The organism is Variovorax sp. FG153, assembly GCF_057809595.1.
On sequence record NZ_JBMDKG010000086.1, the window covers coordinates 1 to 17,129 of the forward strand.

A 17,129-nucleotide genomic window follows, 5' to 3' on the forward strand; every position below is an offset into this window, starting at 1 on the left:
GTCTGATCATCATCGGTCGGCTGCTCTCGCCCGACGAGCTGTGGGTCTGCGAGCGGTACATGGCCCAGCAGGCTGGGATCACGATATGAGCTACGTCCACAGAACACTCATCGTCCCGGCCGCACTGGCTCCGCAGGCGCGCCTCCTGACCGAGCAGTTGGCCGGACCGCCCGGCGCCGGCATGTTCATCACGCCGCTGTCGCCGACCGGAGCGGCGCCGGCCACGCACTACATCTCCAGCGGCCCTATCGAGGACACCTTTGCCGCGGTGCTGGCCGACCCGCAGACGATGTTCTCGGTGTGCCAGCAAGCCGGCATCAGCGTGACGCTGGCCGCGTGCCAGGCGCTGCTGGGCGCGAGCGACGTCAGCGAGGACCAGCCCTTCGATGCGCTCGCGCGACTGGGCCTGAAACTGGTGGCCGAAGATGCCTGACCTGCGCAACTACCTGCTTCTCCTGCTGGCGGCGCTGGCCTTGGTGCTGGGCCTGTCGACCTGGCACTACCGAGCGCTGGCCAAGACCTCCGGCCTGGCGCTCCAGGTCCAGAACGCCGCCGTCGTGGCGACGAACACCGCCGCGGCCCGGCTGCTCGAGCAGCGCACGAAGGAGCGCGATGCGCTGCAGGCCAAGATCAACGCGCGCGCCGCCGCGCAGGAGAAGACCGATGAGAAAGCTGTCACCCAAATCGCTGCTGACGATCGCCGCCAGCGCGATGCTCCTGTCGTTGTCCGGGTGCAGCAATATGCCCGTGATGCCGGGAGCGGTGGTGGAGGCGCCGCAGGTGGAGGCACCGCCGGTACCGACGCTGGTGCAGCAGACGCCGGCGCGGCCCTTGGGCTACTTCCGGAAGCTGGTGCTCGACGCCTTGCAGATGCCCTGAGCGAGATCGAGACGATGAGCGCGGCCTATGCTTCATGCCGAGCAAGTTTGCTGGGCCTTGCTACGGCTGCGAACGCCTCCCCGAAGTGAGCCATCCCAAGAAGGCGCCCAGGTAGAGGCGGGCGAGGATCGCTGCGATAAGTCCTCGGGTGAGCCATCGGACGTCGTTGTACTTGCCGTCGGCAGACCATGGGATCAGAGACGAAAAGAGTTCTCCAACGGTGTTGCTGCCGTTCGTCAGCCATAGCGCAATCGCGATCAGAAAGCCGATTGCTGCGAGTGAGCAGACGCGCTCGAGCGCATTGCCGCCAAGCAGCTTTTGGAAACCGCCACCGTCGCCAGCTTGGTCCATCACTCCTCCGATGAGCTATTGAAGTGCGCGAATGCTACGCGATCCCCCGGTAGGGTTCGACCCCGCGCGAGGGCGCGCGAAGAATGCCGCTCAACTCTGAGAGGCATGCATGCAACCACAACCTCAAGCTGGTGTCCTGGTGAGCGGGCCCGGTACCGGCACTTCCGATTCCATTCCCGCGGCGCTGAGTGACGGTGAGCTGGTCATTCCGGCCGATGATGTGCGCCGTTTCGGAGCGGCTCACATCATGAAGCTGGTGAAAGAAGCCGGCACCACTTTGCCGCAGCCGAGCATGACCGATGGCGTGCAGCACGCGGCCGGCGGCGGCATGGTCACGGACCCCTACGGGCAGCCCACCAACGACGTCACGCGCGTTGGGAACAGCTACTCGGGGGGGAACGTCGGCGGCAACATCACGGTGAACGGGGCTGCCCCCGGTGGGACGGTAAGCGCTATTCCTGCGCCTGCCGTCGCATCGCCTCCGCCGGCGCCTGCCCCATTGGTTCCCGCGCCTGCGACGGCGCCGGCTGCGGGTACACCGCCAGCTCCAGCTGCACCGGCTGCAGCTCCGCAGGCAGCAGTAGGTGGCCCTGGCGTAATCGCGAACACGCCGGGGCAGCAGGTGCGGAGCGTGTTTGCCCCGCCGGTGGCACCGCGTCCACTGGCGCCACCGGCGCCTCTGCCCCAGAGAGCCGGCGTCACTGCCCCGTTGAGTGCGTTGGCCCGGCCGGAGGAGGGTTACCCTGTGCGTACGCCTGGCTATGCGCAAGGTGGCCTTGTCGATGAGGACGAATTGCGCCGCGCGGCCGCCGGCCCGCAGTCGCTCGGGCAGATTGTTCGAAACGCCTTCGGTGGCCGCAATGCACCCACCCCTCAGCCCAGCCTCGCAGCGCCTGGAGGGCCAGACATTTCCGCGGCGGTGACGGGCAATCCAGCGTTGATGGTTGCCAACGATCCGGGTGTGCGGCCCGCGCCGGCCGGCCCTCAACCGCTTGCTTCGCAGGCGCAGGTGCGAAGTCTGGACAACACTCCCGTCAACGCTGCGGCAATCGCTGCTGCGCCGACGGTGCCTGCCACAGCACAAGCATCCGTTGTCGCGGATGGCGGACCTCTGTCCGCTCGAGGAAATGTCTCGAGCCTTGGGGGCTGGAGTGCGCCCGCGGCGGATCGCGTGACTCAGCTGAACCGTGACGCGGAGGCGCAGCGCAGTTTGTCCGCTCGTGCAATCGAAACAGCGCAGCAGGGTGTAGGGGGCCCCACGCCCGGTCTAGGCGTCATTGGCCCGGTTGACTACGCAAATCGAAACGCGGACTTCAACGATGCAGCCCAGCTGCGCACTGCGGCCGCTGGCGGCTCGTGGTCACCTCGGCGTGGGTATCAGGCCGATACGGCGGCGATCACCGCCGCTTCACTGCCCCTTGCACAGCGCGCACAGCAGCGCGAGACGGAGACACAGCAAGCAGGCGCGACACAGCGAGCACAGATTCAGGAGCAAGGACTGGCCGCGCGCGCCCGGATAACGGATGCTCGCCAGCAGGAGGCCAATTCCATCGACCGAGCACGACTAGGGATCGACGCGATCCGCGCCGGCAACACCGGTGTGCCCACGGGTTACCGCGTGAAGAGTGATGGCTCTGGGCTTGAACCCATCCCCGGCGGCCCGCAGGATCCGAACACGCCGAAGGGCAAGAACACGCTCAACGACACCCAGGCCAAAGCGCTGCAGTTCGGCTCGCGAATGCTGGTGTCCGGCCAGACTCTCGATCGCCTCGCGGCCGCCGGCACGAATCAGCCCGGCCTGATCAAGCGTGCGGCCGATGCCGTGGGTTTGGGCGCCGCGGCGAACTTCACTCAGTCGGCAGAGCAGCAGCAGGTCGAGCAGGCGCAGCGCGACTTCGTGAACGCCACGCTGCGCCGCGAGTCGGGCGCGGCGATCTCCGATAGCGAGTTCGCCAATGCGCGCCAGCAGTATTTCCCGCAGCCGGGGGACAGCCCGGAGGTGATTGCCCAGAAGCGACAGAACCGCGAGCTCGCGACCCAGGGCTTTCTGGCCGAGGTGCCCGACCAACAGAACCGGCTTGGCCAAGTGCTGAACGCTGCGGGTCAGTCGGCGACGCAGGGTGGCTCACGCTCCGTCACGCGCACAGGCATGTTGAACGGGCGGCGAGTTGTGCAGTACAGCGATGGGAGTGTTGACTATGCCAATTGATGCCTCCAAGGTCGCGTGGGACGCTCCGCCAGCCATCGACGCTTCTGCTGTGCAATGGGACACGCCTAAGGGCAACGGCGGCAGCACCGGCGAGAACCTGGGCGCCGGCCTGCTGCGCGGCGCCAAGGACGTGATCGACACCGGCGCTCAGTACCTGGCCAGCGGCTTCGACAAGCTGGCCGGCACCAGCGAGGGCGCCCGTGTGCGCGCGATGAACGAGGTAGGGCAGGCCCAATTCGACCAGGGGTACGGCGGCAGCACGGCGGCGAGCATCGGCCGTGTCGGCGGCCAGGTGCTTGCCACGCTTCCTGTTGGTGGCGCCCTTGGCGCCGGTGTGCGCGCGGCCGGGGCAGCCGATCTTGGCGCTGCGATCGCCTCCGGTGGCCTCCGCGCCGGCCAGGCCGGTCTTGCGACACGTGCTGCGGGTGGTGCCATCGCTGGCGGCGCACAGGCCGGGTTGGTGAACCCCGACGACGCTGCAGCTGGCGCTGCCGTCGGTGCGGCGGTGCCGCTGGCCGCTCGAGCGCTAGGTCAGGTCGGGCAGGCGATCGGCGGCGTGGTGCGGCCCTTCTACGGGGCAGGCCAGGACCGGATAGTGGGCAATACTTTGCGTGAGTTTGCGACCGACCCGGATGCCGCGCGCGCTGCGCTGGCACAGGCGGGTGAGGTCATTCCAGGCTCCGCGCCCACGGCGGCGATGGCGGCTGGCGACGTAGGACTCGCGGGGCTGAGCCGCACTGTTCAAGCCGTCAACCCCGCGTTCGCGGGCGAGCTGACGGCGCGCCAGACTGCGCAGAACGCCGCGCGTACGGCCGCGCTCGAGGAAGTCGCCGGCAACCCGGGCCGGATGGCGCTGGCGCGGCAGGCGCGGGATGACCTGACTGGATCCATGCGTGAAAGCGTGCTGGATCGAGCCGGCGAGGTGCCGGTTGCAGGCCTGCTGCAGCAGCTCGACGGCATGATCGCCAACCCGAACAACGCCGGCCAACTCGCGCAGCAGGCGCTGGGCCAGTTCCGAAACCGCATCGGCGGCTTGGTGGCCGAGGATGGGACGGTCAATGCGCGCGCTCTCTACGCGATCCGCAAGGACATCGGCGACGTGTTGGGCGGCAAGTTGCAGGGTGAGGCAGGGAATCTGCGCTACGCGGCCGGCCAGCTCAACGGCGTCAAGGGCTTGATCGACGATGCGATCGATACGGCGAGCCGGCGAACTGCACTGTCAGAATCAACGGCCCTGGGCCCGCTCTCGCAGCGCGTCGGCCCCGAAACTGCCGGACTGACCGCGGATGCCGCGCAGCCGTCGTGGCAGCAGTACCTGCAGACCTACGCTCAAGAGAGCCGGCCGATCAACCAGATGGAGCGTCTGAGCGAGGTTTTGAGCAGCATCCAGACCGGCACCGTCGACACGCAGGGCAATGCCGTGCTGTCGGCCGCCAAGCTGAACACGCTGCTGAAGAACCAGGGCACAGATTTGGCCCGAGTGCTCACGCCCGAGCAGATGGACTTGCTGCGCCGCCTGCAGGCCGATCTGAATGCAGGCCAACTCGCCGCCAACGCAGGGCGCTCGGTGGGGTCGAACACCGTACAGAACCTAGCCAGCGGGGATTTGCTGCAGTCGCTGGTTGGGCGTGGGCTCTCGGGCTCGCCCGCGACGCAGAGTCTTGCCGGCCGCGCGTTGAATGTGGTGTACGGGGGCGCGAATGCGCAGGTTCAGGAGCGCTTGTCCCAGGCCTTGCTCGATCCCGCGCGCGCTGCCGAACTACTGCAGCCGCCCGCCGGCCCGCTCTCCCGCAGCCTCGCCGCGGCGCCGCTCAGTCTCGCGGCCCGCGCCGCTCCGGTCGTCCTGACAGGTCCAGGCCGTTGATGCCGCAGTAGATGCCCCAGCCCAAGGCCCCGATGCCGATCAGGACGAGCTTGACGATGAGGAAGGTGGTCATGGCCGGAATGTATCAGGGCTTCGTGCGCCGCTCTCGCCGCCATTCCCAAGGCGCCATCGCGTCCTTGTCCGTCCAAAGCCCTGCGCCCTTGGCCCGGGCCTCCTGCTCGGCGAACTCGTACTGGCCCCGCTCCTGCGGCGTCTGCTCGCGGGCGTAGTCCCGGTACCACCATGCGAGGCCCAGCGTGATCATGGCCAGGCCGGCATCGAGCGTTGCAGGGCCGCGCGGCGCCGAGGCCGGCGCGACGTGCACGCGGCACACGCTGCGGCCGTAGCGATCGACCTTGCGGCAGTCAAGCTCGACGGTCTTCATGTAGACCAGGTCGGACATGGCTTGCTTCGCGCGCTCGCCGAAGGGCTGCCGCTTCTCCGGCGCGTCGATGCCGTTGAAGCGCACCTTCACCTGTTCGTAGCTGCCGGCGGCGCCGCAGCGCGCGGTGATGGTGTCGCCGTCGCTGACGCCGACGACGAGGCAGGTTCGGACATCGGCTGCGGCGGCCAGCGGCAGGAGGAGCAGGGCGGCGAGTAGGGTAGAGCGGTAGGTCATGGATCGAGCAGGGTTAGTCGGGCACCTCGTCGCCGTAGCGGGCGGCCACGATGGCGCGGCCGACGGCGATGCGCGGGGTCAGGCCTTCCTTCCACGGCGCGCGGCCATCGGGGAACCTGCTCCCTGGCTTGCCCGTCACGATTGCGCACCACTGGTAGCCCTTGCCTGGCATCGGCGCGACGTGGATGGCCTCACGCTCGAGCAAGCGGTCGAAGCCGGGCCAGTCGTTGGCGTAGTCGGTGCCGGCCGGTTCGCCCAGGGCCTTCGCGATCCAGGCATTGAGCGCCGCGCCGGCCAGCTCCGAAGTCTTCAACCTATCACCTCGCGCCGCGGCGGATCTCGACCGGGCCAATGCCGCTGTAGACGGTCGAGCCGTCCTTCAACGAGGTGACCGTCCAGCGCTCGCCGGGCGTCACTTTGTAGTCGCCCGGCGCCAGGGGCAGCTTGGTTTCGTCGTGGGCTTCGGAGCTGTACCAGGTTGGCGTGCGGAGGATCGTGGTCTCGGAGGGGAAAAATTCGGCTTGCATGGTTCGATTGTCCAGGCTCGCGCTAATCAAGCTTTTCGCTCTTCATGCCGATGCGGGAGACGAGCCATGCTTGCAACTTGTCTTCTTCAGGTGTCCTCGTCCTGCCGTTGTGTTTGATCTGGTTGCGCAGCATCTCTTCCGCCGTCTCGGGCAGCCTGCGCACCTCGCGTGTTTCGAGCATGGGCGTGGCGCCCGGGTGATACCGCGGGCCCTCTTCCAAGGTCATCTTTCGATCCGACTGCCGTGGCTTCCTCCGCCAAATGTCCGGCGGCAGCATGAAGGTGAAGTACTCGACGTCTTTCATGATCAGAACGGCACCTTGCCGTAGCGGGCCCGGATAGCGTCGCCAGCGCAGCCCGTGTGTGGGTCGCGGTAGCGGTCGCCGATGAAGGCGCACAGCTCGCCGACCTCTTGGGCGAAGTCGAGGATCTCGAAGGGGATGGCGGCGCCGTCCTTGATCAGCCCGTGCTTGGTGGCCAGCAGCGTCAGCACGCGCTTCGGGTCGGTCTCCCAGGCGTCGGTGTCGTCGGTGGCCTGGAAGTACTCCCGTGCGGCTTCCTCGGCGGGCCGGTGGCACATGATCGGGTGCAGGGTGCTCGAGCAGACGGAGGGGTATTCGGGGTCGAGTTCCACACCGGTGAGCCGGACCCATTCCCTGTCGAAAGCCCGGGTCCATTCGGTGCGCGCGGTGTCGCGGCGGTGTTCTGCGGTTGTCATGGGGATCTCCGAAAGTACTGGATGGGTGTACAGTATCTTCCCGGCCCCAGTTGACCGTCAACCTGATCCTGAGCGCAGAATCTGGACACCATGTGCACCCGCTACATCACCCCCGAGGATCGAGAAATCGAGGCCGCTTGGTACATCGGCGCGCGCAGCGCTGAGCGCTGGATGCGCAGCATGCGGCCTCTCTACACCGGGGTCTTCGTTCGACGTGCGCGCGATCTGACCGACTACACGCGGGAGCTGGTATCCGGGCAGTGGGGCCTGATTCCGCCGTTCTCACCCAGCCGTGTCCCTGCGTCGCCGCCGCGGAAGGGCGAGACCAAAGTCCTCAAGCTCTCGACCTGGAACGCCCGCTTTGCCGGCATCGAGAAGAAGAACACATTCAAGGACTCATGGAAGAACGGCCGGCGCTGCGTCATCCTGGCCGACAGCTTCGATGAGCCATGCTGGGAGAGCGGGAAGAACGAGTGGTGGCGATTCAGGCGCGCCGACGGGCGGCCCTGGGCCCTGGCCGGCTTGTGGGGCGAGTGGCTGGACCACTCGACCGGTGAGCTGGTGCAGAGCTTCACGATGATCACGGTCAACGCGAACCTGCACCCCATCATGTCGCGGATGCACAAGGTCGAGGTCGACAGGGCAACGAAGAAGCCGCTCGAGGTGCAGGACAAGCGATCGGTCGTGGCCATCGAGGAGCACGACATCGATCGCTGGCTGACCTGCACGCCGAAGGAGGCTAGAGACTTCGTGGAGCTCATCCCTGTGCACCTCATCGATGCCGGGCCGGCGCCGATCGAGCTTGCGGTCAATGAAGGCGCGCCGCTGACCGCAGAGGTTGACGAGGGCTGAGCACCAACAGCGCCGATAGGGCGCGATTCTTCCCAGATTCTTCCCTGAGTTTTCAGGGAGAGCGGATCTACAGAGGGGAGTGGTTGGCCTGCCCGGAGGGGATCGAACCCCCGACAACCTGCTTAGAAGGCAGGTGCTCTATCCAACTGAGCTACGGGCAGATTCCAGGCGGAACAGAAAGCAAAGAAGGAAAGCAAGAAAGAAGATTCTTGGTCGGGGCGAAAGGATTCGAACCTTCGACCCTCTGGTCCCAAACCAGATGCGCTACCAGGCTGCGCTACACCCCGACAAGCCTTCTATTCTAGCCCGAATATGAGGCGGTCTCAGCGCTTCTCGTACTGGGTCTTGCCGAAAAGCATTTCGCGCGCCTTGTCGTCGGTGATGGGCTTGCGCAGGTCGGCCAGCACCTTCACGCCGCGCTGCACGGCGGGACGTTCGGCGATGCCGTCGAACCAGTCCTTCAGGCGCGGATAGTCCTCGAGGGTGATGCCCTGGTTCTGCCAGCTGCGCAGCCACGGGAAGATGGCGATGTCGGCGATGCTGTAGTCGGGGCCGGCGATGAAGCGGTGCGTCGACAGCTGCTTGTCGATCACGCCGTAGAGGCGCTTGGCCTCGTTGGTGTAGCGGTCGATGGCATAGGCGATCTTCTCGGGCGCGTAGAGACGGAAGTGATGCGCCTGGCCGAGCATGGGGCCGACGCCGCCCATCTGGAACATCAGCCACTGCAGCACGTCGTAGCGCGCGCGGTCGCCCTGGGGCAGGAATTGGCCGGTCTTGCCGGCCAGGTAGACGAGGATGGCGCCCGATTCGAACAGCGAGATGGGCGCGCCGTCCGGACCGTCGGGGTCGGTGATGGCGGGGATCTTGTTGTTGGGGCTGATCCGCAGGAAGTCGGGCGCGAACTGGTCGCCCTTGCCGATGTCGATGGGGTGCGCGCGGTAGGGCAGGCCGCACTCCTCGAGCATGATGTGGATCTTGTGGCCGTTGGGCGTGGGCCAGGAATAGACCTCGATGGTCTTCGGTTCGGGCATGTTGTCGAGTCTCCGGTCTGGATGGGGGCGGCGAAGAGGGGCTCCTCGACGCGGCAGCCAGCATATACAGGCGGCCGCGCGGGCGTGCGCCGCACGGCCAATGACCGGCGCGCGCCTCAGCCCACCTGCCGCTCGTGCGCGTTGCACCACATCCAGTCCTCGCCGGGCTCGAGCGACTGGATCACCGCATGGCCCTCGGCCTGCGAATGGCGCGTGGCATGCCGGTTCTTCGACGAATCGCAGCAGCCGACATGGCCGCAGTGCACGCACAGGCGCAGGTGCACCCAGCTGTCGCCGGTCTGGAGGCATTCCTCGCAGCCGCGCAGGGTGTGGGGCGCGGCGATCTCCGCGGGGACGTGTTCGCAGGGCTTGATGCGCATGCGCGGGTTCTCCTGGATGAATGGGTGAGGGATTTGGACTCAGGCCACGGCCGAGTTCGAGGCGAGGTGCTGGTGGATCAGCGCGACCACCGCCGCGCCTTCGCCGATTGCACCGCCCACGCGCTTGACCGAGCCCGAGCGCACGTCGCCGACCGCGAAGACGCCGGGCACGCTGGTCTCGAGCGCGGTGGCCGGGCGCGCGGGAAAGCCGGCGCTGGCGTCGGGCCCGGTCTGCACGAAGCCGTGCTTGTCGACCGCGACGCCGCAGCCCGCGAGCCAGTCGGTCTCGGGCTCGGCGCCGACGAACAGGAAGATGTTGCGCGCCGGGCAGTCGTGCTCGGCGCCGGTGCTGTGGCAGCGCCAGGTGGCGCCGGTGAGGCCATCGTCGGGATCGCCGTGCAGCCGCACGAGTTCGGTATGCGGCTGCAGCGAGATGTTGGGCGTGGCCTCGATGCGGTCGATCAGGTAGCGCGACATGCTGGCCGCGAGCGAGGGGCCGCGCACCAGCACGTTGACCTTGGCCGCATGGTGCGAGAGGAACACCGCGGCCTGGCCGGCCGAGTTGCCGCCGCCGACCAGCGCGACTTCCTGCTGCGCGCAGAGCTTGGCCTCGATGGCCGAGGCCCAGTACCAGATGCCGCGTCCCTCGAATTCATGCAGCCTGGGCACGCCGGGCCGGCGGTAGCGCGCGCCGCTGGCGACGACGACGGTGCGCGCCGAAATGCGCCGGCCGTCGGCCAGCGCGATCGCGAGGCTGCCGTCGGCGTTGGTGCGCGCGCAGTCGAGCGAGGCGACCTTGGCCGGGATCAGCATCTCGACGCCGAACTTCTGCGCCTGCACGAAGGCCCGGCCGGCCAGCGCCTGGCCCGAGATGCCGGTGGGAAAGCCCAGGTAGTTCTCGATGCGCGCGCTGGCGCCGGCCTGGCCGCCGAAGGCGCGGCAGTCGAGCACGATCACGCGCAGCCCCTCGGAGGCGGCATAGACGGCGGTCGCGAGGCCGGCCGGGCCGGCGCCGACCACGGCCACGTCGTAAAGCTCGTCGTGCGCCGCGGCATCGACCATGCCCAGGCACAGCGCCAGCGCGTCCTCGGACGGGTTCACCAGCACCGAGCCGTTGGGGCACACGGCCAGCAGCTGGTGGCCGCCGTACTGCGCCAGCAGCGCGGCGGCGTCGGGGTCCTGGTCGGCGTCGACCAGGTGATAGGGATGGCTGTTGCGGCGCAGGAAGTTCTCGAGCCGCGCCATGTCGGGCGACTGCGGCTGGCCGATCAGCACCGGGCCGGCGGCGCCCGATTCGATCAGCGCCACCCGCCGCAGGATCAGCGCGCGGGTGATGCGCTCGCCGAGGTCGGCCTCGGCCACCAGCAGGGCGCGCAGCTGCGCGGGCGGCAGCACCAGCGCCTCGACGTCCTCCTCGGCATGGCCGTCGACCAGGGCGGGGCGGCCGCTGAGCTGGCCGACCTCGGCCAGGAATTCGCCCGGCCCCTGGCGCACGATCGGCACCACGTGGCCCAGGCCATCGCGCTGGGTGACCGAGACCACGCCCTTGAGCAGCACGAACATGCCGGCGCCGACCTCGCCGGCGGTGAACAGCCGGCTGCCGCGCGCGAAGTGCTGCACGCTGCCGAAACGCGCGATGCGCGCGATCTCGCTGTCGTTGAGCACCGGAAAGGTCTGCAACTGGCGGTTACCGCCGGCGGGGGCGGTGCTGGAAATATCTGCGGTGGCCATCGGTTCAGAGTCTCCGGTGGGGATTGCCGAGCGTCGGCGGTCGAGGCATTAGACGCCAAAGAAGCGCTTCCAACGGCCCGTCACATCGTCATGCAATTGCCACGGCCATGACACGCGCTTTTCACCACGGGTGCCGAGACTCGCCCAGCAGAAAGGGTTTCCACATGAAAGAACTGCCCAACCCGACATTTCCGCTGTCGCAGCTCGGGCTCCGCGCAGCCCTCTGGCCCACGCCCGGTGTCGTCGGTACCGCAGCCACCGCCGCGGCGCCCAAGGCCCCCGCTGCCGTCAGCCCCGCGGTCGTCGTCCCGGCCCCCGTCATCGAGGCCAAGCAGGGCATCACCGTGGGTTGGGCCCGTCACCAGGACGACGTGCGCGCCGCCCAGCGCCTGCGCTATGAAGTGTTCGTCGGCGAGATGGGCGCCCGCATCTCCACCTCGCTGCCCGGCCACGACGTGGACCTGTTCGACGATTTCTGCGAGCACCTGCTGGTGCGCGACGAACTGACGCAGCAGGTGATCGGCACCTACCGCGTGTTGACGCCGGCCCAGGCGCGCCGCGTGGGCAGCACCTACAGCGACACCGAATTCGACCTGACCCGCCTGCGCGACCTGCGCGAGCGCATGGTCGAGCTGGGCCGCAGCTGCGTGCACCCCGAGCACCGCCAGGGCGGCGTGATCCTGGCGCTGTGGGGCGCGCTGGCCGGCTTCATGCACCGCAACAAGCTCGACACCATGATCGGCTGCGCCAGCATCCCGATGTCGCACAACGGCGTGACCTGCGGCGACGCGGCGGCCAGCATCTGGCGCCAGCTGTCGGCCAGCCACATGGCGCCGATCCAGTACCAGGTGCAGCCGCGGCTCGCGCTGCCGGTCGAGCGCCTCGACGGCAGCCTCGACGTGGAGCCGCCCGCGCTGATCAAGGGCTACCTGCGCCTGGGCGCCAAGGTGCTCGGCGCGCCGGCCTGGGATCCGGACTTCAACACCGCCGACCTGCCGATGCTGATGCGCATCGACGACCTGCCGGCGCGCTACCGCAAGCATTTCCTGGGCGCATGAAACCAGCGGTCGTCCGGCCCGCGAACGGGTCGTCCGTCCTGCCGCCGGACGGGGAGGAGCAGTCGAAAGTAGGCATGTCGACGGCGTCACGGGAAAGTCATGCAAATGTCACAAACCCGCATGACACTGTCACATTCCCTTTATCGAGCACGGCCGTGGTGCCGCTTGTTCCAGAATCCGTGTCCATGCCTTCCGATCCGGCCGATTCGCTGCCTTCCGTGGCCGAGACGCCGAAATTCACCTTGCTTGACCGCGACCACAGCATCCTGTCGTTCAACGAACGGGTGCTCGACTGGGCGCATCGCCCCGAGGTGCCGCTGATCGAGCGGTTGCGCTACCTGTGCATCGTCTCGTCGAACCTCGATGAGTTCTTCGAGGTTCGCGCCGCGCCGCACCTGATCGCGGGCAGCGCCGACGACCACAAGGGCACATACACGGTCGAGTCCTTCCGCCGGCTGGCCGAGGCGGTCCACACGCTGGTGGCGCGCCAGTACGCGCTCTACAACGACGAGCTGATGCCGACCTTCGGCACGCACGGCATCCACATCATTTCGCACGGCGAGCGCAACCCCGCGCAGCGCAAGTGGGTGGCCGAGTATTTCGAGCGCGAGGTGCGCCCGCTGCTGCTGCCCGTGGGGCTCGATCCTTCGCATCCGTTCCCGCAGGTCGCGAACAAGTCGCTGAACTTCATCGTGCGCCTCGGCGGCAAGGACGCCTTCGGGCGCGAGAACCCGATCCAGATCGTGAAGGTGCCGCGCGTGCTGCCGCGGCTGATCAAGATGCCGGCCAAGGTGTCGGACGGCAAGACGCTGTTCGTTGCCTTGTCGAGCGTGGTGCGCGCGCACCTGTCCTCGATGTTCACGGGGCGCGAGGTCGGCGACTTCTCGCAGTTCCGCGTCACGCGCCATTCCGACCTCGCGGTGGACGAGGAGGACGTGAAGAACCTGCGCACCGCGCTGCGCCAGGGCCTGCAGCACCGGCACTTCGGCCAGGCCGTGCGCCTGGAGGTGTCGGCCAGCTGCGCCGAGTCGCTCGCGAGCTTCCTGCTCGAGCAGTTCAACCTGCCGCCCGAGGCGCTGTACCGCGTGCACGGCCCGGTCAACCTCGCGCGCTTCACGCAGCTGGCCGACCTGCTCGACGAGCCGAAGCTGCGCTTCAAGCCCTACCAGGCCTCCTACCCGATCACGCTGTCGCCCGCGCAGTCCTTCTTCGAGCGGCTGCAGCGCGGCGACGTGCTGATCCACCAGCCCTTCGAGAGCTTCGAGGGCGTGCTGGCCTTCCTGCGCGAGGCGGTGCACGACCCGCAGGTGCTGGCGATCAAGCAGACCATCTACCGTACCGGCGCCGACTCCGAGCTGATGGAGCTGCTGCGCGAGGCGGTGCGCCGCGGCAAGGAAGTCACCGTGGTGGTGGAGCTCAAGGCGCGCTTCGACGAAGAGGCCAACATCAACTGGGCCGAGATGCTCGAGTCGATCGGCGCCCAGGTGGTGTACGGCGTGGTGGGCCTGAAGACCCACGCCAAGATGCTGCTGGTGACGCGCCGCGAGGGCAAGCAGATGCGCCGCTACGGCCACCTGTCGACCGGCAACTACAACCCGCGCACCGCGCGCCTGTACACCGACATCAGCCACCTCACGGCCGATCCGCTGCTGACCGCCGACATGGAAGCGGTGTTCGTGCACCTCGCGAGCCAGAGCAAGCTGCCCAAGCTCAACCGCGCGTGGCTCGCGCCCTTCGACCTGCACAGCAACATCCGCGCGCAGATCGCCACGCTGGCCGCGGCCGCCGAGCGCGGCGAGCCCACGCGCATCGTCGCCAAGATGAATGCGCTGACCGACGAGGAACTGGTCGCGGCGCTGGTGCAGGCGGGGCAGAAGGGCGTGAAGATCGACCTGATCGTGCGCGGTGCCTGCACGCTGCCGGCCCAGGTGCCGGGGCTGACCGACAACATCCGCGTGCGCTCTGTGATCGGCCGCTTCCTCGAGCATTCGCGGGTGTTCTATTTCCGCCATGGCGAGGACGAGTCGCTCTACCTCTCGAGCGCCGACTGGATGAACCGCAACATGATGCGGCGCATCGAGCTCGCCTGGCCAGTGACCGACCCCGTGCTGCGCCAGCGCCTCATCGACGAGTGCCTGGTCGCCTACCTGCACGACGGCCGCGATGCCTGGGACCTCGGCGCCGATGGCGTCTACACCCGCATCGACCACGACACGCACCCGGGCGAAGCCGGTGCGTCGCGTGCGATCGAGGCGCACGGCGCGCAGGCCGCCCTGATGAACCGCTACGCAGCGCGAGGGCCCCGTGACGTCGCATCCGGCGAATGAAGCCGAAGTTCGAAAGACGATGACCATGGACCTGATCTTCTGGCGCCATGCGGAAGCCGATGACTGGACCGAGGGCTGCGACGACATGCAGCGCTCGCTCACCGCGCGCGGCGAGAAGCAGGCCAAGCGCATGGCCAGTTGGCTCGACCGCCAGCTGCCCGACGGCACGCGCATCATCAGCAGCCCCGCGCGGCGCTGCGAGCAGACCGCGCTGGCGCTCGGGCGCAAGTACAAGCTGCGCAGCGAACTGGCACCCGACACCACCGCCGATGCGCTGCTGGCCTCCGCCGGCTGGCCCAACGGCAAGTCGGTGGTGCTGATGATCGGCCACCAGCCTTCGCTGGGGCAGGCGATCTCGCTGCTGCTGGGCCTGAAGCAGGACAGCTGCCCGGTGCGCAAGGGCGCGCTGTGGTGGATCCGCACGCGCGAGCGCGATGGCGACGTGCAGACCGTCGTGGTGACGGTGCAGTCGCCCGAACTGCTCTGAACCTGTTCGAGGCCGCGCCGCTCAGGCCGGCTGCAGCTCGAAGTGGAAGACCTTCGAGATGATCTGCCAGCGCCCGTCAACCCGCACCAGGGTCAGCAGGTCGGTGAAGTGCTTCGGCGCGATCGCGCATTCGACGCGCGCGAAGGCGGTCACCGGTCCCGCGAACTCGATCGCCACGATGCGGCCGGTGCGCGGCTCGCCCTTGCTGGCGGGCGAGGGGCGCTTGTCGACGATCGGGAAGTAGCTGGCCATGTCCAGCGTGTAGAGCGGGCCTTCGGTCGCGGTGGCATAGAGCGCCGCGGGGTGGAAGACCTCGCGCAGGATCGCGGTGTCGCTGCGGTGCAGGCCCTCGAAGTAGCGGCCGAGCAGCTCGACGATGGCGTCGTAGGGGGCGGGGGCGTGATCGGTGTTCATGACAGCTTCCTCTCTCTTCGTGCGATGTGGATGACAACGGTCACGATGCTATTGATGCAGTAGATGCGCGTAAATGGGCGATGATTCACTTCATTGATTACACCGAGTAATAGGCGGTCACCATGGCCCTGCGCTTCGACAACGTGATGCTGGGCAGCATCGAGCTGCTGTGCCTGACGGCCGAGCATGAAGGCTTCACCGCCGCGGCCAACGCGGCCGGCCTGACGCCCGCGGCGGTGAGCCGCTCGATCGCGCGGCTCGAGGCGCGGCTGGGCGTGCAGCTGTTCTCGCGCACCACGCGGCAGGTGCGGCTGACCGATGCCGGGCGCGATTACGTGGCGCAGTGCCGCCAGGCGCTGGCCCAGCTCTCCGAGGCCGAGCGCGAGCTCGCGGGCCAGCAGCGCGTGCCAGCGGGCACGGTGCGCATCAGCCTGCCGACCTCGTACGGCCATTGCCGCGTGCTGCCGCTGCTGCCCGCGTTCCGCGCGCTGTACCCCGAGGTGTCGCTCGACGTCCAGCTGAGCAACCGCAACGTCGACTTCGCCGCGGGCGGCTTCGACCTCGCGGTGCGTGGCCGCACGCCACCCGACTCGGGGCTGGTCGCGCGCCGGCTCGAGGACGCCGCGCTGGTGGTGGTGGCCGCGCCGTCCTACCTGGCGTCGCGGCCGGCGCCGCGCGCGCTGGCCGACCTGGCGGCGCACGAGTGCATCCAGTTCACGCTGCCGAGCACGGGGCAGCCGGTGCCCTGGCTGTTGCACGGCGAGGGCGGCGTTTTCGAACATGCGACGCAGGGCGGCATCCGCTATTCGGAAGACATCCTCGGCGGCGTGACCCTGGCGCGCGCGGGCGCGGGCCTCTTGCAGACCTATCGCTTCATCGTCGAGGAAGACCTGGCGCGCGGCGCGCTGGTCGAGCTGTTGCCGGACTTCGCGGGCGCTTCGCGCCCGTTCTCGCTGATCCATCCCGCGCACCGCCACATGCCGCGGCGGGTCCGGGTGTTCATCGACTTCCTGCTCGAGCGGCTCAGCAGCCCGCCAGGTCCACGCGCCAGGTACTGATCTTCTGCCAGGCCAGCACCTCCTCGCGCAGCAGGTGGGCCGATTGCGGGAAGGCCTCGGCCCAGTCGGGCGCGCAGGCGATCGAGAAGGTGCGGGTGCCGAGCGTCGACAGGTGCAGCGCATCGGGCGCGGGATCGCGGCGCGCGTGGCACAGGATCAGCGCCAGCCGCAGCGCCAGCAGCTGCGTCACGAAGGTCTCATCGTCGAGCGAGCCCTCGAGCTTGCGCAGCTTGCCGCGCTGGCCCAGCACCAGCTGGGCGAGGGTGTGCAGCTCGTTGACCGCGAAGCCGGGGGCGTCGGTGTTGTCGAGGATGTAGGCGCCATGCTTGTGATAGTCGCTGTGCGAGACCAGCGCGCCGATCTCGTGCAGTTGCGCGGCCCAGCCGAGCTTGCGCAGCGCACGGCCGGCGCGGCTGGTGGTGCTGCCGCCGCGCGCGGCCGGCGCCAGCTGCACGAACAGGGCGGCGGCGGTGTCGCCCACGCGCCGGGCCTGGGCCGGGTCGACCGCGAAGCGGTTGGCGAGCCGCGCGACCGTGGTGGTGCGCATGTCGGCCACGCTCTCGTCGCGTTCCAGCAGTTCGTAGAGCACGCCGTGGGGGGGGGGGGGGGGGGGGGGGGGGGGGGG

Annotated in this window: 20 protein-coding genes, 2 tRNA genes and 1 pseudogene; 9 read left to right on the plus strand and 14 right to left on the minus strand. The window is 68.5% G+C overall.

Translation table 11 applies throughout. From position 1 onward, the window contains the following. The first annotated feature begins 85 nt into the window (after nucleotides 1–85). Complete coding sequence (locus ACODT0_RS41610; RefSeq protein WP_489043963.1) at nucleotides 86–433, plus strand: hypothetical protein; 348 nt, start codon at nucleotides 86–88, stop codon at nucleotides 431–433. After that, complete coding sequence (locus ACODT0_RS41615) at nucleotides 426–968, plus strand: hypothetical protein (protein ID WP_489043964.1); 543 nt, start codon at nucleotides 426–428, stop codon at nucleotides 966–968. The genes ACODT0_RS41610 and ACODT0_RS41615 overlap by 8 nt, the downstream gene beginning before the upstream one ends. Here the strand turns inward: ACODT0_RS41615 and ACODT0_RS41620 are convergent. Continuing rightward, complete coding sequence (locus ACODT0_RS41620) at nucleotides 940–1,230, minus strand: hypothetical protein (RefSeq protein WP_489043965.1); 291 nt, start codon at nucleotides 1,228–1,230, stop codon at nucleotides 940–942. The two genes, ACODT0_RS41615 and ACODT0_RS41620, sit on opposite strands and share 29 nt — an antisense overlap. A gap of 1,171 nt (nucleotides 1,231–2,401) precedes the next feature. On the opposite strand from ACODT0_RS41620, the gene ACODT0_RS41625 reads away from it, so the two are divergent. Both ACODT0_RS41625 and ACODT0_RS41630 read left to right on the plus strand, forming a co-directional pair. Beyond that, nucleotides 2,402–3,439: a hypothetical protein gene (locus tag ACODT0_RS41625; RefSeq protein WP_489043966.1), complete on the plus strand. Its 1,038-nt coding sequence runs from the start codon at nucleotides 2,402–2,404 to the stop codon at nucleotides 3,437–3,439. Continuing rightward, nucleotides 3,429–5,303, plus strand: coding sequence for a hypothetical protein (locus ACODT0_RS41630; RefSeq protein ID WP_489043967.1), 1,875 nt, complete (start codon nucleotides 3,429–3,431; stop codon nucleotides 5,301–5,303). Before ACODT0_RS41625 ends, ACODT0_RS41630 begins: the two co-directional genes overlap by 11 nt. On the opposite strand, the gene ACODT0_RS41635 is transcribed toward ACODT0_RS41630, so the two are convergent. Genes ACODT0_RS41635 through ACODT0_RS41660 form a run of 6 tightly spaced genes read right to left on the minus strand, consistent with a single transcriptional unit; the run spans nucleotide 5,251 to nucleotide 7,166 of the window. After that, nucleotides 5,251–5,376 (minus strand): hypothetical protein, encoded by a 126-nt coding sequence (locus ACODT0_RS41635; protein WP_489043968.1) that lies wholly within the window; start codon nucleotides 5,374–5,376, stop codon nucleotides 5,251–5,253. The two genes, ACODT0_RS41630 and ACODT0_RS41635, sit on opposite strands and share 53 nt — an antisense overlap. Before the next feature lie 12 nt (nucleotides 5,377–5,388). Next, a complete protein-coding gene (locus ACODT0_RS41640; RefSeq protein ID WP_489043969.1) occupies nucleotides 5,389–5,922 on the minus strand; it encodes a thermonuclease family protein in 534 nt (177 codons plus the stop codon). A gap of 13 nt (nucleotides 5,923–5,935) precedes the next feature. Further along, nucleotides 5,936–6,235: a hypothetical protein gene (locus ACODT0_RS41645; protein WP_489043970.1), complete on the minus strand. Its 300-nt coding sequence runs from the start codon at nucleotides 6,233–6,235 to the stop codon at nucleotides 5,936–5,938. Between the two features lie 4 nt (nucleotides 6,236–6,239). After that, nucleotides 6,240–6,449 (minus strand): hypothetical protein, encoded by a 210-nt coding sequence (locus ACODT0_RS41650; RefSeq protein WP_489043971.1) that lies wholly within the window; start codon nucleotides 6,447–6,449, stop codon nucleotides 6,240–6,242. Between the two features lie 22 nt (nucleotides 6,450–6,471). Further along, complete coding sequence (locus ACODT0_RS41655; RefSeq protein ID WP_489043972.1) at nucleotides 6,472–6,753, minus strand: hypothetical protein; 282 nt, start codon at nucleotides 6,751–6,753, stop codon at nucleotides 6,472–6,474. Between the two features lie 2 nt (nucleotides 6,754–6,755). After that, nucleotides 6,756–7,166: a hypothetical protein gene (locus tag ACODT0_RS41660; protein ID WP_489043973.1), complete on the minus strand. Its 411-nt coding sequence runs from the start codon at nucleotides 7,164–7,166 to the stop codon at nucleotides 6,756–6,758. 90 nt (nucleotides 7,167–7,256) lie between these two features. Between ACODT0_RS41660 and ACODT0_RS41665 the strand changes: the two genes are divergently transcribed. Continuing rightward, on the plus strand, nucleotides 7,257–8,018 hold the full coding sequence (locus ACODT0_RS41665; RefSeq protein ID WP_489043974.1) for an SOS response-associated peptidase family protein: 762 nt from the start codon (nucleotides 7,257–7,259) through the stop codon (nucleotides 8,016–8,018). An 84-nt stretch (nucleotides 8,019–8,102) separates the two neighbouring features. On the opposite strand, the gene ACODT0_RS41670 is transcribed toward ACODT0_RS41665, so the two are convergent. From ACODT0_RS41670 to ACODT0_RS41690, 5 genes are all read right to left on the minus strand, one after another. After that, nucleotides 8,103–8,179, minus strand: a tRNA-Arg gene (locus ACODT0_RS41670). A 49-nt stretch (nucleotides 8,180–8,228) separates the two neighbouring features. Beyond that, nucleotides 8,229–8,305: transfer RNA gene (locus tag ACODT0_RS41675), tRNA-Pro, on the minus strand. Nucleotides 8,306–8,341: 36 nt separating this feature from the next. After that, nucleotides 8,342–9,049 carry a glutathione binding-like protein gene (locus ACODT0_RS41680; protein WP_057594237.1) on the minus strand — a complete coding sequence of 236 codons (708 nt, stop codon included), beginning with the start codon at nucleotides 9,047–9,049 and terminating at the stop codon, nucleotides 8,342–8,344. 116 nt (nucleotides 9,050–9,165) lie between these two features. Further along, nucleotides 9,166–9,429 carry a UBP-type zinc finger domain-containing protein gene (locus ACODT0_RS41685; RefSeq protein WP_057594236.1) on the minus strand — a complete coding sequence of 88 codons (264 nt, stop codon included), beginning with the start codon at nucleotides 9,427–9,429 and terminating at the stop codon, nucleotides 9,166–9,168. A 39-nt stretch (nucleotides 9,430–9,468) separates the two neighbouring features. Continuing rightward, entirely contained in the window at nucleotides 9,469–11,160 is a 1,692-nt protein-coding gene (locus ACODT0_RS41690; RefSeq protein WP_489043975.1) for an FAD-dependent oxidoreductase, read from the minus strand. 164 nt (nucleotides 11,161–11,324) lie between these two features. Between ACODT0_RS41690 and ACODT0_RS41695 the strand changes: the two genes are divergently transcribed. The 3 genes from ACODT0_RS41695 to ACODT0_RS41705 are packed head-to-tail and all read left to right on the plus strand — an operon-like array spanning nucleotide 11,325 to nucleotide 15,032. After that, nucleotides 11,325–12,218, plus strand: a complete 894-nt coding sequence (locus ACODT0_RS41695; RefSeq protein ID WP_489043976.1) for a GNAT family N-acetyltransferase — start codon at nucleotides 11,325–11,327, stop codon at nucleotides 12,216–12,218. After that, complete coding sequence (gene ppk1 / locus ACODT0_RS41700) at nucleotides 12,215–14,545, plus strand: polyphosphate kinase 1 (protein WP_489043977.1); 2,331 nt, start codon at nucleotides 12,215–12,217, stop codon at nucleotides 14,543–14,545. Before ACODT0_RS41695 ends, ppk1 begins: the two co-directional genes overlap by 4 nt. A gap of 25 nt (nucleotides 14,546–14,570) precedes the next feature. Then, a complete protein-coding gene (locus ACODT0_RS41705) occupies nucleotides 14,571–15,032 on the plus strand; it encodes a SixA phosphatase family protein (protein ID WP_057594239.1) in 462 nt (153 codons plus the stop codon). A gap of 21 nt (nucleotides 15,033–15,053) precedes the next feature. On the opposite strand, the gene ACODT0_RS41710 is transcribed toward ACODT0_RS41705, so the two are convergent. Then, nucleotides 15,054–15,446 carry a nuclear transport factor 2 family protein gene (locus ACODT0_RS41710; RefSeq protein ID WP_057594232.1) on the minus strand — a complete coding sequence of 131 codons (393 nt, stop codon included), beginning with the start codon at nucleotides 15,444–15,446 and terminating at the stop codon, nucleotides 15,054–15,056. A gap of 122 nt (nucleotides 15,447–15,568) precedes the next feature. Here ACODT0_RS41710 and ACODT0_RS41715 point away from each other — a divergent pair, with 122 nt between their 5' ends. After that, nucleotides 15,569–16,504, plus strand: coding sequence for a LysR family transcriptional regulator (locus ACODT0_RS41715; protein WP_422097243.1), 936 nt, complete (start codon nucleotides 15,569–15,571; stop codon nucleotides 16,502–16,504). Here the strand turns inward: ACODT0_RS41715 and ACODT0_RS41720 are convergent. Further along, nucleotides 16,470–17,129 (minus strand): annotated as a pseudogene (locus tag ACODT0_RS41720) (exopolyphosphatase); the annotation flags it as partial. The gene ACODT0_RS41715 and the pseudogene ACODT0_RS41720 sit on opposite strands and share 35 nt — an antisense overlap.

Coding starts and splice junctions, on each gene's coding strand:
- ACODT0_RS41660 (WP_489043973.1), bottom strand. CDS start 7,166: ATGACAACCGCAGAACACCGCCGCGACACCGCGCGCACCGAATGGACC.
- ACODT0_RS41685 (WP_057594236.1), bottom strand. CDS start 9,429: ATGCGCATCAAGCCCTGCGAACACGTCCCCGCGGAGATCGCCGCGCCC.
- ACODT0_RS41620 (WP_489043965.1), bottom strand. CDS start 1,230: ATGGACCAAGCTGGCGACGGTGGCGGTTTCCAAAAGCTGCTTGGCGGC.
- ACODT0_RS41615 (WP_489043964.1), top strand. CDS start 426: ATGCCTGACCTGCGCAACTACCTGCTTCTCCTGCTGGCGGCGCTGGCC.
- ACODT0_RS41710 (WP_057594232.1), bottom strand. CDS start 15,446: ATGAACACCGATCACGCCCCCGCCCCCTACGACGCCATCGTCGAGCTG.
- ACODT0_RS41635 (WP_489043968.1), bottom strand. CDS start 5,376: ATGACCACCTTCCTCATCGTCAAGCTCGTCCTGATCGGCATCGGGGCC.
- ACODT0_RS41680 (WP_057594237.1), bottom strand. CDS start 9,049: ATGCCCGAACCGAAGACCATCGAGGTCTATTCCTGGCCCACGCCCAAC.
- ACODT0_RS41665 (WP_489043974.1), top strand. CDS start 7,257: ATGTGCACCCGCTACATCACCCCCGAGGATCGAGAAATCGAGGCCGCT.
- ACODT0_RS41690 (WP_489043975.1), bottom strand. CDS start 11,160: ATGGCCACCGCAGATATTTCCAGCACCGCCCCCGCCGGCGGTAACCGC.
- ACODT0_RS41695 (WP_489043976.1), top strand. CDS start 11,325: ATGAAAGAACTGCCCAACCCGACATTTCCGCTGTCGCAGCTCGGGCTC.
- ACODT0_RS41705 (WP_057594239.1), top strand. CDS start 14,571: ATGGACCTGATCTTCTGGCGCCATGCGGAAGCCGATGACTGGACCGAG.
- ACODT0_RS41630 (WP_489043967.1), top strand. CDS start 3,429: ATGCCAATTGATGCCTCCAAGGTCGCGTGGGACGCTCCGCCAGCCATC.
- ACODT0_RS41640 (WP_489043969.1), bottom strand. CDS start 5,922: ATGACCTACCGCTCTACCCTACTCGCCGCCCTGCTCCTCCTGCCGCTG.
- ACODT0_RS41715 (WP_422097243.1), top strand. CDS start 15,569: ATGGCCCTGCGCTTCGACAACGTGATGCTGGGCAGCATCGAGCTGCTG.
- ACODT0_RS41610 (WP_489043963.1), top strand. CDS start 86: ATGAGCTACGTCCACAGAACACTCATCGTCCCGGCCGCACTGGCTCCG.
- ppk1 (WP_489043977.1), top strand. CDS start 12,215: ATGAAACCAGCGGTCGTCCGGCCCGCGAACGGGTCGTCCGTCCTGCCG.
- ACODT0_RS41650 (WP_489043971.1), bottom strand. CDS start 6,449: ATGCAAGCCGAATTTTTCCCCTCCGAGACCACGATCCTCCGCACGCCA.
- ACODT0_RS41655 (WP_489043972.1), bottom strand. CDS start 6,753: ATGAAAGACGTCGAGTACTTCACCTTCATGCTGCCGCCGGACATTTGG.